Annotated in this window: 10 protein-coding genes; 2 read left to right on the forward strand and 8 right to left on the reverse strand. The window is 37.8% G+C overall.

Annotated features, from left to right (window positions below):
- Positions 1 to 78: 78 nt before the first annotated feature.
- The 6 genes from aroC to nifJ all read right to left on the reverse strand — a co-directional run bounded on the left by aroC (position 79) and on the right by nifJ (position 10,457).
- Positions 79 to 1,146: a chorismate synthase gene (gene aroC / locus BM157_RS02810; protein WP_090139897.1), complete on the reverse strand. Its 1,068-nt coding sequence runs from the start codon at positions 1,144 to 1,146 to the stop codon at positions 79 to 81.
- A 125-nt stretch (positions 1,147 to 1,271) separates the two neighbouring features.
- Positions 1,272 to 3,020 (reverse strand): molecular chaperone DnaK, encoded by a 1,749-nt coding sequence (dnaK, locus tag BM157_RS02815; protein ID WP_055307046.1) that lies wholly within the window; start codon positions 3,018 to 3,020, stop codon positions 1,272 to 1,274.
- A 148-nt stretch (positions 3,021 to 3,168) separates the two neighbouring features.
- Positions 3,169 to 4,578: a spore germination protein gene (locus BM157_RS02820; protein WP_090139865.1), complete on the reverse strand. Its 1,410-nt coding sequence runs from the start codon at positions 4,576 to 4,578 to the stop codon at positions 3,169 to 3,171.
- Positions 4,579 to 4,698: 120 nt separating this feature from the next.
- A complete protein-coding gene (locus BM157_RS02825; RefSeq protein WP_022501376.1) occupies positions 4,699 to 6,033 on the reverse strand; it encodes an MATE family efflux transporter in 1,335 nt (444 codons plus the stop codon).
- Between the two features lie 33 nt (positions 6,034 to 6,066).
- Positions 6,067 to 6,771: a hypothetical protein gene (locus tag BM157_RS02830; RefSeq protein WP_022501377.1), complete on the reverse strand. Its 705-nt coding sequence runs from the start codon at positions 6,769 to 6,771 to the stop codon at positions 6,067 to 6,069.
- A gap of 125 nt (positions 6,772 to 6,896) precedes the next feature.
- Positions 6,897 to 10,457 (reverse strand): pyruvate:ferredoxin (flavodoxin) oxidoreductase, encoded by a 3,561-nt coding sequence (gene nifJ / locus BM157_RS02835; protein WP_090139867.1) that lies wholly within the window; start codon positions 10,455 to 10,457, stop codon positions 6,897 to 6,899.
- 281 nt (positions 10,458 to 10,738) lie between these two features.
- Between nifJ and BM157_RS02840 the strand changes: the two genes are divergently transcribed.
- On the forward strand, positions 10,739 to 12,184 hold the full coding sequence (locus BM157_RS02840) for a polysaccharide deacetylase family protein (RefSeq protein WP_022501379.1): 1,446 nt from the start codon (positions 10,739 to 10,741) through the stop codon (positions 12,182 to 12,184).
- Positions 12,185 to 12,370: 186 nt separating this feature from the next.
- On the opposite strand, the gene BM157_RS02845 is transcribed toward BM157_RS02840, so the two are convergent.
- Both BM157_RS02845 and BM157_RS02850 read right to left on the reverse strand, forming a co-directional pair.
- Complete coding sequence (locus BM157_RS02845) at positions 12,371 to 13,270, reverse strand: NAD(P)/FAD-dependent oxidoreductase (protein WP_022501380.1); 900 nt, start codon at positions 13,268 to 13,270, stop codon at positions 12,371 to 12,373.
- A 247-nt stretch (positions 13,271 to 13,517) separates the two neighbouring features.
- The gene (locus BM157_RS02850; RefSeq protein ID WP_055174363.1) at positions 13,518 to 15,275 is read right to left on the reverse strand and encodes an ammonium transporter; all 1,758 of its coding nucleotides are present in this window, start codon (positions 15,273 to 15,275) and stop codon (positions 13,518 to 13,520) included.
- A 433-nt stretch (positions 15,276 to 15,708) separates the two neighbouring features.
- On the opposite strand from BM157_RS02850, the gene BM157_RS02855 reads away from it, so the two are divergent.
- Positions 15,709 to 16,536, forward strand: coding sequence for a helix-turn-helix domain-containing protein (locus BM157_RS02855; RefSeq protein WP_055307051.1), 828 nt, complete (start codon positions 15,709 to 15,711; stop codon positions 16,534 to 16,536).
- The last annotated feature ends 39 nt before the right edge of the window (positions 16,537 to 16,575 follow it).

Genomic DNA, 16,575 nt, shown 5'->3' on the forward strand with positions numbered 1-16,575 from the left:
CTCTTAATAAAATGCAATCTATATATCTAACAAATATATAACTCTTAATCACTCTGTTCTATAATAAATAATTCCTGATTAATCTCTCTTATAAAACTCTGTTATCCTGTCAATTCTTGATGTCATATTGGCAAATATCATATCCACAAGCGTAACTGCTGTCATCGCCTCGACAACAACTACAGCTCTTGGAACTATCATTGGGTCGTGTCTTCCCTTTATTGATACCTCTATATCTTCGCCAGATTTGCTGACCGTCTCTTGAGTTCTTGCTATTGAAGGTGTAGGCTTGACTGCCGCTCTTATGATTATATCAGAGCCATCGCTCATACCACCAAGCACACCACCACTGTGATTGGTCTTTTTGACAATCCTTCCATCTTTAATAGTAAAGCTGTCATTATTCGTACTTCCTGTACTGTCTGCTGCTGCAAATCCATCACCAATTTCAAAGCCTTTTACAGCACCAATGGACATTATAGCCTTTGCAAGATTAGCATCCAGCTTCTCAAATACAGGGTCTCCAACACCAGCCATCATACCAGTTACAACACACTCAATTATTCCACCCATTGAATCCTGCTCTTTCAGCTTCTCATCTGCGTACTTCTCAACCTGCATAGCAGCATTACTGTCTGGCATATTAAATGCGTTATTATCACGTTCTTTCAAATCAAAATTATTATAGTCTATATTAATTCCGCCAATTCTAGATGAATATGCGCATACATTTATTCCAAGCTCCTCTAATATCTTAACAGCTATCGCACCTGCAGCAACCCTGCCTATAGTCTCTCTTCCAGAACTTCGTCCGCCACCTCTGTAATCCCTGAAACCATATTTTTCATCAAATGTATAATCTGCATGTCCAGGTCTGTAATAGCCTGCTATCTCAGAATAATCTGCTGAACGCTGTGTTTTATTATATACTACCATAGAAATCGGCGTTCCTGTCGTCTTTCCTTCAAATACACCTGACAAAATACTTACTTTATCATCTTCTTTCCTAGGTGTAGTATACTTTGACTGTCCTGGTTTTCTTCTGTTAAGAAACTTCTGTATATCTTCTTCACAAAGAGAAATTCCCGCAGGACAGCCATCAACAACAACTCCGAGTCCCTCTCCGTGAGATTCACCCCAAGTCATAAATTTAAAAATATTACCATATGTTGAACCAGCTGCCACTTATCTGCCTCCCATTCTGTATACATCTATATAAAAAACTGATATTATCTATAAAATAACACTCTATAGATAATATCAGATTTCTGTTAATTATTCAAAACATTTTCAAGATTAATTCTAAGCTCATCTAACTGATGTGCTAAATCTGCATTCATCTTCTCAGGCTTACACTTGACAACAATTCTTTTCAACTGGTTCATAGCTTCCTTTACAGCCTTCTTCTTAGCTTTATCCCATACCTTTTTATTCTGGCTGTATTCGCCCTCAGCTCTCTTTAAAGTATTCTCAGCTTCAATATGCGAATTCCAGTATTCCTCATTCTTCTTATCCTGCTCGCCATACACTTCCGCTTCCCACTTAGCTCTCTCAATCTCTTCCTCTGACATATTAGAGCTTGAAGTTATCGTAATAGACTGCTCTCTTCCAGTTCCAAGGTCTTTAGCTGATACATTGACAATTCCATTGGCATCAATATCAAATGTTACCTCTATCTGTGGAACACCTGCCATAGCCCTCTTGATACCATTAAGCTTGAAATTACCCAAAAGCTTATTATCCCTTGTAAATCTTCTCTCACCCTGAAATACCTTAATATCTACTGATGTCTGGAAATTACCAGCCGTAGTAAATATCTGGCTGTGTCTTGTAGGTATTGTAGTATTACGCTCTATAAGTCTGCTTGCAATTCCTCCAACAGTCTCTATTGACAAAGACAAAGGTGTTACGTCCATAAGTATAATCTCTGATGCCGCTGAGCCTGGCATAAGCTGGTTGCCAAGCTTGCCACCCTGAACCGCCGCACCAAGTGCCACGCACTCATCAGGATTAAGATTTCTTGATGGTTCTTTTCCCATAATCTGCCTTACCTTATCCTGAACCGCCGGAATCCTTGTTGAACCTCCAACAAGAAGCACCATTCCTATATCATTCTTATTAAGTCCTGCATCATGGAGAGCATTTTCAACAGGAATAACTGTCTTATCAACCAGATCAGCCGTCAGCTCATTAAACTGCTGTCTTGAAATATTCATATCCATATGATGTGGTCCATCTTTAGCCATCGCAATAAATGGGAGATTAATATTGGCATTAAATGCAGACGACAATTCTTTCTTGGCTTTCTCAGCCTCTTCTCTTAATCTCTGCATAGCTGAAGCATCTTTAGACAGATTAATTCCATCAGTCTCTTTAAAGCGTTCAACAAGATAATTAACAAGCCTTGCATCAAAATCATCTCCACCAAGATGATTATCACCTGACGTTGCAAGCACTTCAATAACATTATCCCCTATATCAATAACCGAAACGTCAAAAGTTCCTCCGCCAAGATCATAAACAAGTATCTTCTGAGGATTGCCATTATCAAGCCCATAAGCAAGTGCCGCACTTGTTGGTTCATTAATGATTCTAAGGACATTAAGACCAGCTATCTTACCCGCATCCTTAGTTGCCTGTCTCTGTGCATCATTAAAGTATGCCGGTACTGTTATAACAGCATCTGTAACTTCTTCGCCTAGGAAATTCTCCGCATCTTTCTTTAACTTCATCAGAATATATGCTGAAATCTCCTGCGGTGTATACGACTTGCCATCTATCTTCTTCTTATAATCCGTACCCATATATCTTTTGATAGAGAAAATGGTTCTATCTGAATTAACTGATGCTTGTCTTCTAGCTGTATCTCCAACAAGACGTTCTTTGTTCCTGGTAAATGCAACAACTGATGGTGTCGTTCTATAGCCCTCACTATTAGTTATAACTGTCGGTGTATCACCTTCTATCACCGCCACGCAGCTATTAGTTGTTCCCAAATCAATTCCGATTACCTTGCTCATAATTCCTCCAACACTCATAGATTATCAATAAATCACAATACAATTCCATTAATGATATAAGTGTATCACATTTATTGGGAATTACCATTAATAAAAGCGGAATTAATTAGAAAAATTATATAAACTTGTATTACCAATTTACACGTCTCTACTTATAACTATGCGGTAGCCGGACCCTAAGCACCTTCCTCTTAAGCATTTTCCCATCCCAGGGAATAAGCGGATATATATAACTCTTACCCGTTATAGTCCTGTTAAACGCTATCATAAGCACAGATATTACAACTCCTGCAATAAATCCGCCAAGATTAAATATCTGTGTGAGTATAAGAGTAAGCACCCTTAAGAACTTAAATGCGTAACCCATTTCAAAGTTTGTCTGTCCATAAGTTCCTACTGTTACAACCGCCATATAAAGAAGTGCCTCCGGATTAAACCAGCCTGAACTAACTGCATATTCACCAACAACAATACCTGCTACAATACTTAGAGGTGTCGATAACATAGTAGGTGTATTGACTGCCGCAAGCTTAAGACCATCAACTGCAAGTTCAAGTATAAGGAGCTGTAAAAGCACAGGCACGGTTATATCATCTGTTATAAGCACGAATTTCATAAATTCAGGGACCCAGTCAGGATTGTTTACAAAAAGCAGCCATAACGGAGTTAATATCCACGTCACAATAGAGAAGAAAAATCTTGTAATTCTAAGATATGAGCCAATCATTGGTGAAAAGTTAAAATCATCCGCTTCCTCTATAATATCAAAGATAGAGGCTGGAATTATCATAACTGCGGGAGAATTGTCTACCATAATTACAATATTCCCGTCAAGTATTGCCGCTGTCGCGGTATCTGGGCGTTCTGAGTATTTAAACTTCGGAAATGGGTTAATCCATTTATGTGTGAACATACACTCTGCAAGACTTTCTATATTCATAGTGAGCGCATCAACATCTATTGATTGTATAAGCTTTCTCATTCTATTAAGAATATTCTGGTCAACGGAGTCTGATATATAACATATTGCAACATCTGAACGTGAACGTCTGCCAACTCCATATAATTCCATAGAAAATCTTGGGTCACGTATCCTTCTTCTTAAAAGTGCCGCATTGGATACAAGTGTTTCCACAAAACCATCCCTTGAACCTCTTAACACCCTGTCTTTCCACGGCTCTGATACTGAACGCATAGGATACGTTCTGCAATCTATTAACAGACATTCATCAAAACCGTCTATCGTCATAATAGATACACCTGACAGAAACTGTGTTATAACATAATCAACATTTCCACTCCTTGTAACCTCTGTATAAGGCATACCTTTCTCCAGAAATATATCAAGACTTGTTATGTCCGATTCTTTCAACGAATAAAAGAACTGCATAAGCTTCTCAGCCATATCTTCCCGAACAAATCCATCTATAAAAAAGAAGCCAGCCTTACGCCCCGCAATTATTACTTCTCTCTGAAGTATATCAAAATTACGTTCTACGTTAAGACTGGTTTCCAACCTTTTAATATTCTCTTTAACATTACAGCTAAAATCACTCATTATAGGCATCCTTTCAAACAATCTCAACCAGCTAACATTACCTCACAGTGCTGTGATGTAACATCACCACCAGCCCTGAACAGATAACTATAACATTAAGATTGCCCTGTTACCGTGATTTTATTCATATCTCTTAAGCTTATTACAACAGTGTATAAATGCCGGAATTAAGAATAAATCAGCTGCTATCCACGCCGCCGGATTGGCAAGACACGCACCATTAAAACCAATATGTGGAATTAAAAGTATTGCAACAAGTGTTCTTGCAAGCATTTCAAATACACCTGCTAATATAGCAAATACCGAAAAGCCCATTCCCTGTATACAGAATCTGTATACATTAACACCTGTAAGCGGGATATAGAACAATGCTGATGCCATTATAAATCTTCTTGTCAATTCTATAATTGCAGTTTCTCCTGCATCAACGAACAGGAGTGCAATATAATCAGCCGAGAAATATAACACCACAAGTGCAACAACACTGTATACTGCACCAATTAACATTGCAGCTTTTATGCCCTTTCCGAGTCTGTCTATCTTTCCAGCACCAACATTCTGTCCTCCGTATGTTGCCATTGTAGAACCAAGTGCATCAAATGGACAGCAGGTAAAGTTAAACATCTTAGAACCAGCTGTCATAGCCGCTACATATGACGAACCAAGTCCATTTACTGCCGCCTGAAGTATTGTACTTCCTATTGCTGTTATCGAATACTGAAGCCCCATAGGAACCCCTATAAAGCACAGGTTGCTTATATGTTTTTTACTTATCACTTTTTCCTGCTTAGTGCCCTTAAGTATGTCAAACTTCTTGTACATATATATTGTACAGCCAACTCCTGCTATAAGCTGTGATACAACAGTTGCAACGCCTGCTCCTGCAACACCCATCTTTACATATAATATAAGTATGAAATCCAAAGCTATATTTATGACTGATGACAACACAAGAAAATATACAGGTGTCTTGCTGTCACCAAGCGAACGAATTATACCTGACACAATATTATATAAAAATACGGTTGGAATACCTGCAAATATAATCACAATATAATTATAAGCATGCATAAATATATCATCCGGCGTGTTGAGCAGTCTTAATATCGGAGCACAGAATACAACTGACAATATCGTCATAACAACAGCAAATACTGCACTGCATACATACCCATTAAATACATATTTTCTAAGTTCACTGTATTTCCCTGCACCAAACTGCTGTGCAACCGGAATAGCAAAACCACTGCATATACCCATACAAAAACCAATAATCATAAAATTGATAGAGCTTGTTGCGCCAACACCAGCCAGTGCTGACACACCAAGCGTTTTACCAACTATCATTGTGTCAACAAGATTATAAAATTGCTGAAAAAGCATTCCAAGAAGCATTGGAAATGCAAATCCAAGAATTAATCTAAGGGGTGAACCCTTTGTCATATCCTTTGTCATTGTCTTTCTCCTTGTCCGCTAAAGTGTTCCGTTCTAATTAACCGTCACTCTGCCCATTGTTATTTTATCCAGCAGCTTGTGATTCTCAGTAACATCATATTTAATCTTAATCTTTTCTTTGTAGAAATCGCCATCATAATTAAACAACGAACTGTCGCCCTCAAAGCCTTCTTCCTGTACCTTCTGTGCAGCTCTTGTTACATATTTCTCAACAAGCTTCTTTCGACACAAGATGTTATATATATCGTCTTCTGTCAGCTTAGTATTATTATGAGCTTTTTCAGACATATCTTCATAGGTATCGTGTGCATTTGATTTGCACGATTGCTTATCACTATCTGTCAGATATAGATTATATACTGTTGACTCATATTCCATTATATAATCATACTCACATAAATCTATCGCCAGTTGTTTAGCATAATCCCTTGTAAACACACTGTCAAGTGAATTCTTAAAATGTGTATTCCAAAATTCATTAGCATCATCAGGATTATACTGTAACGCCATCTCATTTATCTTCTTTTCCACAACATACACATAATAAGAGAAATCTTTCAAAGTTATGTTCTCACTATTAATTGTTATAACATTTTCCTGTAAATGTTTCTCGTATATGAAATCTTTATTCTTATTATACCTGTATACAAGGAATCCAAGTGCAACTATAAAAGCCGCAAGGATTACCAATGCTATTACTTCTATTTTTTTGTTTTTTAATGCACCTTTTTCACTCATACAAGCCTCCAATCTTTTGTTTAAAAAAGAACCCCTTAACAATTAAATTATATGTTAAGGGGTTCATAACCATAATATCCGGATAATTATCTGTAAAGATAATTACTCAGGTATTTAATTTACAATTACTTGTATAAATCAACAAGCTTGAGTAAATGCTGATATCTCTCATTAGCAACTTCCTCAGACTTAGCAAAGAGTCTTTCTGCTCTTTCTGGGAATGGCTTAACAAGACGTGTATAACGTGCCTCATTGTTAAGGAAATCCTGATATGAGCCATCGCCTTCCTTAGATGTTAATGTGAATGGATTCTTTCCTTCAGCCTTTAATGCAGGGTTGAATGAGAAGAGATTCCAATATCCAGCCTTAACAGCCTTCTTCATTTCATCCTGGCAGTGGTTCATACCACCCTTAGCGATACCGTGAAGTTCGCAAGGAGCATAACCAATGATTAATGATGGTCCGTTGTAGCTTTCAGCTTCTTCGATAGCCTTTAATGCCTGTGCTGGGTTAGCACCAAGAGCAATCTGTGCTACATATACATAGCCATAGCTCATAGCGATTTCAGCAAGTGACTTCTTGCCGATTTCCTTACCAGCTGCAGCGAACTGGCAAACTTCACCGATGTTAGAAGCCTTAGAAGCCTGTCCACCTGTATTAGAATACATTTCTGTATCGAATACCATAACATTTACATTCTCACCTGAAGCAAGTACATGGTCAAGACCACCGAAACCGATATCGTAAGCCCAACCATCACCACCGAAGATCCATACAGATTTCTTAGCAAGGTAATCCTTCTTAGCAAGTACTTCTGGAGCTATTGGGCATCCATCTGCTGCTGCCTTTTCAAGTTCTGCAATAAGAGCTTCTGTAGCTGGTGTGTTTGCCTTAGTATCATTCTTTGTCTCAAGGTACTTAGCTGCTGCTGCCTTAAAGCTGTCTGTTGCCTTATCAGATGCAGCCATTTCTTCGATCTTGGCAATAGCCTGGTCACGAAGAACCTTCTGTCCAAGATACATACCAAAACCATGTTCTGCGTTATCCTCGAATAATGAGTTAGCCCATGCTGGTCCCTTTAATGTATCCTTGTTTACTGTATATGGTGATGTTGCAGCTGGACCACCCCAGATTGAAGAACAACCTGTAGCGTTAGAAATATACATCTGCTCACCAAATAACTGTGTAATTAATCTAGCATAAGATGTTTCTGCACAACCTGCACAGCTTCCTGAGAACTCAAGGAGTGGCTGGTTATACTGAGAACCGATTGGTGTATTTACTAATGCTGGCTTAATATCCTTCTTACCTACGTTAGCTACAAGATAATCGAATACTGGCTGCTCTTCTGCCTGTGATTCCTGTGGAACCATCTTAAGAGCTTCTCCAGCCTTAGGACATACAGTAACACATTCGCCACATCCCATACAATCTAATGGAGATACTGACATTGTGTACTTCATTGTTGTGTCTGTTGCATGCTTAGAATCAGCAAGCTTAATCTGTGAAGGAGCTTCTGCCTGTTCCTTAGCATCAAGAATGAATGGTCTGATAGTAGCATGTGAACATACGAATGCACAGCTGTTACACTGAACACAGCTTGCTGGATCCCACTCAGGAACCATAACGGCTGTTCCTCTCTTCTCGTATGCTGAAGCACCTGTCTCAAACTGACCATCTGCAATATCCTTAAATGCAGATACTGGAAGGCTGTCACCATCCATCTTTCCGATAGGATCAAGAAGTTCGTTAACCATCTTAACTGTAGCAGGACGTCCTGTTCTTTCAACTGGCTTCTTATCATCAACTGCTGTTGCCCAGTCTGCTGGTACTTCTACCTTATGTACTGCATCAACACCTGCATCGATAGCCTTATAGTTCATCTCAACTACTGCATCACCCTTCTTGCTGTATGACTTCTTAGCAGCTGCCTTCATATATTCAACAGCTTCATCAATAGGCATTACGTTAGCAAGCTTGAAGAATGCTGACTGTAAGATTGTGTTAGTTCTCTTACCCATACCGATTTCAATAGCTTTATCAATAGCGTTGATTGTGTAAAGCTGGATATTATTCTTAGCAATATACTGCTTAGCTTCTGCTGGCATATGCTGATTAAGTTCTTCATCTGACCACTGGCAGTTAATCATAAAGATTCCGCCTGGCTTAACATCCTGAACCATCTTATAACCCTTAACAACATATGAAGGATTATGACATGCTACGAAGTCAGCCTGATTGATATAGTATGGACTTCTGATTGGGTTATCACCAAATCTTAAGTGGCTGATTGTAATACCACCTGTCTTCTTAGAGTCATACTGGAAGTATGCCTGAATATACTTATCTGTATGGTCACCGATGATCTTAGTAGAGTTCTTGTTAGCACCTACTGTACCATCACCACCAAGACCCCAGAACTTACATTCTACTGTACCAGGAGCTGAAGTAATAGGAGCTGGCTTAACCTCTGGAAGTGAAAGGTTAGTAACATCATCAACAATACCGATTGTGAATCTGTTCTTTGGCTCATCCTTCTCTAATTCCTTATATACAGCGAATACTGATGAAGGAGGAGTATCCTTTGAACCTAAACCATAACGTCCACCAACTAATGTGATATCGTTAAGACCTGCTTCACGAAGTGTTGTAGCAACATCAAGGTAAAGTGGCTCACCAAGTGATCCTGGTTCCTTAGTTCTGTCAAGAACAGCAACCTTCTTAGCTGTCTTAGGAAGAACCTTTAAGAGTGCCTTAGATGACCATGGACGGTAAAGTCTTACTTTAACAAGACCAACCTTCTCACCCTTAGCTGTTAAGTAATCAATAACTTCTTCTGCAACGTCGTTGATAGAACCCATAGCTACGATAACTCTGTCTGCATCAGGTGCACCATAGTAGTTAAATAAGTCGTAGTTAGTACCAAGCTTCTCGTTAACCTTCTTCATGTACTTTTCTACTACTTCTGGAAGTTCATCATATACTGTGTTACATGCTTCACGATGCTGGAAGAATACATCTCCGTTTTCATGTGAACCACGCATAGCTGGCTTGTTAGGGTTAAGTGCATGAGCACGGAACTCTTCAACCTTGTCCATTGGGCACATTTCCTTAAGATCTTCGTAATCCCACTTTTCAATCTTCTGAATCTCGTGTGATGTACGGAAACCATCAAAGAAGTTGATGAATGGAACCTTGCCATCGATAGCTGCAAGATGTGCAACTGGGCTTAAGTCCATAACTTCCTGTGGGTTTGTCTCAGCAAGCATAGCAAAACCTGTCTGACGACATGCATAAACATCACTATGATCACCGAAAATGTTAAGTGACTGTGTAGCAACTGTACGGGCTGATACATCAAATACACAAGGAAGCTGTTCAGCAGCAATCTTATACATATTAGGAATCATAAGTAAAAGACCCTGTGAAGCTGTGAATGTTGTTGTAAGAGCACCTGCTGCAAGTGAACCATGTACTGTACCAGCAGCACCTGCTTCAGACTGCATCTCTGTTACCTTTACTGTATTACCAAAAATATTCTTTCTTCCTGCTGCTGACCACTGGTCAACAACATCCGCCATTGGGCTGGAAGGAGTGATAGGATAGATACCAGCTACTTCTGTAAACGCATACGCAACATGAGCAGCAGCTGTATTACCATCCATTGACTGTTTTTCTCTAGCCATTGTTATATAACCTCCTAAATCGAAATATGAGATAATAATCTCTCTATATATGTATATTAGTATTATTCGACAAAAAAGTAAAGCCATTATCTAAAATCTATTGTACCTATTTTTGTAATATTTGATTATTCAGAATGCAAAAGTATTTTTACTATATTATTAAAATACATTCCAAAAAAATCTTTTTAAAAATTTAATATTTTTTTCAAAAAAGTGTTAATTTTTTCTATAAAAAGGAATATAATGCTCTAGTTAGAATAATAAGTCAGGAGATAACACCTATGATTACAAAAGAACTTAAGAACAAAAAGCTTATAATAGCAATTACTTCTGTTGTAGTTGTACTATTGCTTCTTATAATTTTATTTTTTTCCTTATTTAACATCAATATCATTGTAAATGGAAAAGAGAACGAAACAATAGAATATGGTGATACATATACAGAGGAAGGAGCTTCTGCTTCATACAATACACTTTCTTTTAAGAATAAATCTGTTGATGTATCAATAAGCGGCGAAGTAGACTGCTCTAAACTCGGAACATACCATATACATTACAAAGCTAAGAAAGGCTTTCTTTCATCGACTAAGACAAGAGAAGTTAAAGTCGTTGATACAGCTGCTCCCGTGATAGAACTTAACACAGTTGAGGGATATTACCCTAAGACAGGTGAAGCTTATAAGGAAGAAGGTTTTACAGCCACTGACAATTATGATGGTGATATTACCGATAAGGTTACACGCCACGAAAAGGACAATGTCGTTACTTACACTGTCAGCGACTCCTCTGGCAATAAGACAACTGTTACAAGAACTGTTGAATATAATGACGGAATTGCTCCTTCACTCACACTCAATGGTGACAGCCATGTAACAATTAAAGCCGGAACTAAATACAAAGATACCGGTGCTGCTGCCACAGATTCCCACGGCAATGACATTTCTGACAGCATAACAGTATCTGGTGAAGTCAAGAATTACCGTTCTGGTGACTATACTTTAACATATACAGCTACTGACAAATTTGGCAACACCAACTCAATTGACAGAACTGTAACTGTTGAAGCCGTAAAGCAGGCTGACTCTGCCGCTGTCAATCCCGGTTCAAAGGTTGTATACCTTACATTCGACGATGGTCCTGGTGCTTACACACAGCAGCTTCTTGACGTGCTTGCCAAATATAACATAAAAGTTACATTTTTTGTAACCAATGTAAACAGCGGATATCAGAATATGATTGCGAAGGAAGCCGCTGCAGGACATACAGTTGCAATACACAGTGCTTCCCATAATTACCAGCAGATCTATTCAAGTGTTGGTGCTTATTTTGATGATTTGAACGAAATGTCAGATATTATATATTCGCAGACTGGAAGCCGTCCAACATTAGTACGTTTCCCAGGTGGAAGTTCTAATTCTGTCAGCAAGAAATACTGCAAAGGAATTATGACTGAGCTTGCAAAAGATGTTACTGACCAAGGTTATAAATACTATGACTGGAACGTATCAAGCGGCGATGCCGGTGGAACAACAAGCACAAGTGAGGTATACCAGAATGTAATCAATGGTATCCAGAGCCATAATGTATCCGTTGTATTACAGCACGATATTAAGAGCTTCAGCGTTGATGCAGTTGAGAGCATAATCCAGTGGGGACTTGCTAACGGATACACATTCCTTCCTTTGACAACATCAAGCCCTGATGTACACCACGGAATTAATAATTAATGAGCAGCAATCAATAATATGAACCCAAAATAATATCAATCAGTATTTAATATTAGAACAAAAAACTATGTATTACATCATCTATTCCAGTTAGTTAAAATCTCTTACTTTAACTAACTGGCAGGACTTAGGTCAGTCTTATCCAATCCTGATGTAATACATAGTTTTTTTATTTTATATCTTTCCTTATTTCCCTGCCCTGTTAAGAGCTGCAAGATAACCAACAGCTGATAGTGCCGCCACATTTCCTTCTCCTGCCGCTTTAACATACTGGTAAGGTACTCCTGTTATATCACCAGCCGCATATAAACCTTTTATATTAGACGCCATACTTTTATCTGTAATTACTTTGTTATCTTCTATCTTAATTCCTGGAACTAACTGGGCTGGCTTCATCGACTCCCTTAATACAAATATTCCGTCTGCCGCAAGTTCTCTGTCCTCCATAATAAGAACCATTTTATCCTCCCTACGCTCAATTGACAGCGGTTTTCCTTTAATAATATCAATATTATCTTTTAATGAATCTTTGCCTGCCTGTAATGTATTTATATCTTTATCCTTATTATAAAGAGGCATATAATACACCTTCTTAGCCGTCTGTGCAAGAAACTCTGCTTCGCTTAAAGCCTCCTCATTAAATCCTATAACTATCGCTTCTCTTTCTTTATATAAAGCGGCATCACAGGTAGCACAATAGCTTACACCACGTCCAAGATTTTCATATTCACCTGCATATGGCTTTGTAACATCTACACCTGTTGCAAGTATAACTGTAAGTGCCTCATAATTATTCTTTTTGCCCTGTATATGAAAATATTTTCCCATTGCATACACTGCATTCACCATATCTTCTGTTATATCTATTGAAAGACTTTTAAGGTGATTGTTAAATGCCTGTGACAGTTCCTTACCTGTAATATCAATAAAACCAGGATAATTCTTTATTATATGTGCCTTTGACACTTTATCACTAATCTTGTTATTACCTATAAGGAGTATTTTCCTGCCTCTTATCTTAGCAGTTATTGCCGCTGACACACCCGCTGGACCTGTTCCTATTATAGCTATATCATATCTTTCCATATCTTAATCCCTTTCCTGCCTTTTATGTTTAATTATATTATTATTAACAAAATGCTTAATATACCAAACATTACTTAATCGTTTTGTCTTTTAATATATTATAGACATACTAACGCATATTATAATAATTGTAAAATCAAAAAAGATGCAGACACATTTTATTGATATCGCACTGCCACTTAACAGCAGTCATATCCAAAATGTATCTACATCTTTATGGGTAATATTAAATCAAATTTATTGGGAATTAGTCATCTTCGCCCTGAAGTGCATCGTATCCTGTTTCACCTGTACGAACCTTTACTACATTTTCCACATCATATACGAATATCTTACCATCACCGATATGACCTGTGTAAAGTACCTTTCTTGCGGCATTGATAACATCCATTACAGGGACTTTGGAAATAACCATTTCAACCTGTACCTTAGGAAGAAGCTGCATTTCCATCTGAACTCCACGGTAATACTCTGGAGCACCCTTCTGAGCGCCACAGCCAAGTACCTGCGTAACTGTCATACCAGTTACTCCGATGTCGTTCATAGCCTTCTTTAACTTTTCGAAACGCTCCTGCTTCATAAGGATTTCTACCTTAGTAATCTTATTCTCATCTGGAATATCAGATGTCTTAATCATAGCTGGAACTGAATTTTCCATACTTTCTGAACCAACTGATACAACATCTTCATATGTTATATCTGGCATACCTGCTGTACCAAGTTCAAATCCTGCATATGCACTTGTAAGTCCGTGCTCACATATATCAAGACCCTTTATTTCCTCTTCCTCTGTAGCTCTAAGTCCAATTGTTGCCTTGATTACAAAGAATACGATTGTCATACATACAGCAGCCCATGCTGCTACTGATACAAAACCTAATAACTGAAGTCCAAGCTGTGTAAATCCGCCACCGTAGAATAAACCTTCTGCCTTAATCGCACCACTCTCAATAGCAATTGCATAACCAGGGGCTTTGCTTGTAGCAAATAAACCAACTGCGATTGTGCCCCATATACCATTCATCATATGAACAGCTACTGCACCAACCGGATCATCAATGTGAAGCTTATAATCAAGAAGCCATACACCAAATACCACCAAAAGACCTGCTACAATACCTATTACTATTGCACCTGCTGCATCTGTTACATCACAAGAAGCTGTAATAGCTACAAGTCCTGCAAGTGAAGCATTAAGACACATTGAAACATCCGGCTTACCATACTTAATCCATGTAAATACCATACAAGTTACAGTTGCAATTGCTGGTGAAACTGTTGTTGTAAGGAATACCGAACCTAAATCCTCAATTGTTGTACAAGCTGCACCATTAAATCCATACCAGCCAAACCATAATATAAATACACCAAGTGCACCAAGTGGAATACTATGTCCTGGGAAAGCATTAACCTTAACTACCTTACCATTTTCATCTTTAACAAATTTACCAATACGAGGTCCTAATATCTTAGCACCTATAATAGCTGATATACCACCAACCATATGTATACAGCAGGAACCTGCGAAATCATGGAAGCCTAACTGTGATAACCAGCCTCCGCCCCATATCCAGTGTGCTTCAATAGGATATACAAGTGCCGATATAACACCTGAATATACACAATATGAAAGGAACTTTGTTCTCTCTGCCATAGCTCCTGATACAATAGTAGCTGTTGTTGCACAGAATACTAAATTAAATACAAAACTTGAAAAATTGAAATTATCATAAGCTGTAAAAATATCAAATCCAGGTTTTCCAATAAAACCAAATAAATCTTCACCTAATAATAAACTGAAACCTATTACTATGAATACTACTGTTCCTATACAGAAGTCCATAAGGTTCTTCATAATAATGTTACCTGCGTTCTTAGCTCTGGTAAAACCAGTCTCAACCATTGCAAATCCTGCCTGCATCCAGAATACTAATGCAGCACCTATAAGAAACCATATACCAAATGTCTGGTCGCTTATCAAGCTTGTTAATTCTTCTATTGCCATATTCGTTTCCTCCCTGTTCGCGCCGGCACATAATATTTATTTATGTACCCTTGACAAATACTTTTTATTGTGGTTGATGAAGTTGATCAGGTTTCATCTGGTATCATAACAGTTGTTACTAAACGGCTGCTTTATTCCTATAGTTAAATAAAACAAAAAAAGACGTGTAACCATATATAATGGATACACGCCTTTGTGCAATCAACTGTTTGATTTATGTGTTTAATTATACATATCTTTCCAAATAAGTATTGAAAAAATCGGACATATTATTGACTTTTTTAATATTTGTTTTATTATTATTTTATAAATGTAATCAAATATACTACTTATCAACATTATTTTAATGTATATAATATCAGAAGTGAAATGACTTTGACACCGATATTATAATAATACCAATTAATGCAATTATAAAATCAGGAGGGTACTTATGAAAGACCATTTACACCAGCCATTATTATTTAATCCAGCAATATATAACAGCTCAGATGGTAAACAGCACATCAATTACAAATATATAACCATGCCACAGACTATGCTTGTATACGCCATAGACAACACCACCGGCTCTGCAAGTAGGAAAGTATCCACTCTTATTCCATGCTCTAGTGCAGAATGGATAATAGGATATAATAAGAATAACAGCCGTTCTTCCTTCTACTGTATTGGACCAGTAAGCAGACGTTTTGACTATACTTTTGGAGAGTTTGATTATTATTTTGGAATTCGTTTTGCGGATAAAGGCTGTTATTTTGCACCATCCGTTGATGACAGCGTGCTTCCAGCTTCAATTGCCAATCAGGTATTTGAATACGAACCTGCCACAGAGTCTTTTGAATACAGACTTATATCTGAATTAATCCAAGCCAAAGATTTTGACGGACAACTTGAAGCTTTAATATGTTTCCTTAATGTCAGCAAGAAATATATAGCTGTCCCTGACAATATCATACATATGGCTAATGAGATAAAGAAAGCTTCCGGCAATATTCATATATCTGATTTATCCGAAATGTCAGGGTACTCTGAACGGCACATTAACAGATTATTCAAATCGGCATATGGTGCAGGTCCTAAAGATTACTGCAAGAATATCAGATTTCAGAAAATCATATCTGATATTATAAATGACCCATACAAAGAAAACAGCGATTATATTGCCAATGCCGGATATTCTGACCAGGCACATTTCCAGAGGGAATTCAAGGCTTACACAGGCATTACACCTAGAACTTTTATTAAGGAATTAACCGCATAATATATTATATAACTATACTGTCAATTAAATTACCTGACT

This window comes from [Lactobacillus] rogosae (assembly GCA_900112995.1).
In the GTDB taxonomy this organism is placed as follows: Bacteria; Bacillota; Clostridia; order Lachnospirales; family Lachnospiraceae; genus Lachnospira; species Lachnospira rogosae.

Excerpts from the sequence above, each read along its gene's own strand:
- aroC (WP_090139897.1), bottom strand. The coding sequence starts at position 1,146 with ATGACTTGGGGTGAATCTCACGGAGAGGGACTCGGAGTTGTTGTTGAT.
- dnaK (WP_055307046.1), bottom strand. The coding sequence starts at position 3,020 with ATGAGCAAGGTAATCGGAATTGATTTGGGAACAACTAATAGCTGCGTG.
- BM157_RS02820 (WP_090139865.1), bottom strand. The coding sequence starts at position 4,578 with ATGAGTGATTTTAGCTGTAATGTTAAAGAGAATATTAAAAGGTTGGAA.
- BM157_RS02825 (WP_022501376.1), bottom strand. The coding sequence starts at position 6,033 with ATGACAAAGGATATGACAAAGGGTTCACCCCTTAGATTAATTCTTGGA.
- BM157_RS02830 (WP_022501377.1), bottom strand. The coding sequence starts at position 6,771 with ATGAGTGAAAAAGGTGCATTAAAAAACAAAAAAATAGAAGTAATAGCA.
- nifJ (WP_090139867.1), bottom strand. The coding sequence starts at position 10,457 with ATGGCTAGAGAAAAACAGTCAATGGATGGTAATACAGCTGCTGCTCAT.
- BM157_RS02840 (WP_022501379.1), top strand. The coding sequence starts at position 10,739 with ATGATTACAAAAGAACTTAAGAACAAAAAGCTTATAATAGCAATTACT.
- BM157_RS02845 (WP_022501380.1), bottom strand. The coding sequence starts at position 13,270 with ATGGAAAGATATGATATAGCTATAATAGGAACAGGTCCAGCGGGTGTG.
- BM157_RS02850 (WP_055174363.1), bottom strand. The coding sequence starts at position 15,275 with ATGGCAATAGAAGAATTAACAAGCTTGATAAGCGACCAGACATTTGGT.
- BM157_RS02855 (WP_055307051.1), top strand. The coding sequence starts at position 15,709 with ATGAAAGACCATTTACACCAGCCATTATTATTTAATCCAGCAATATAT.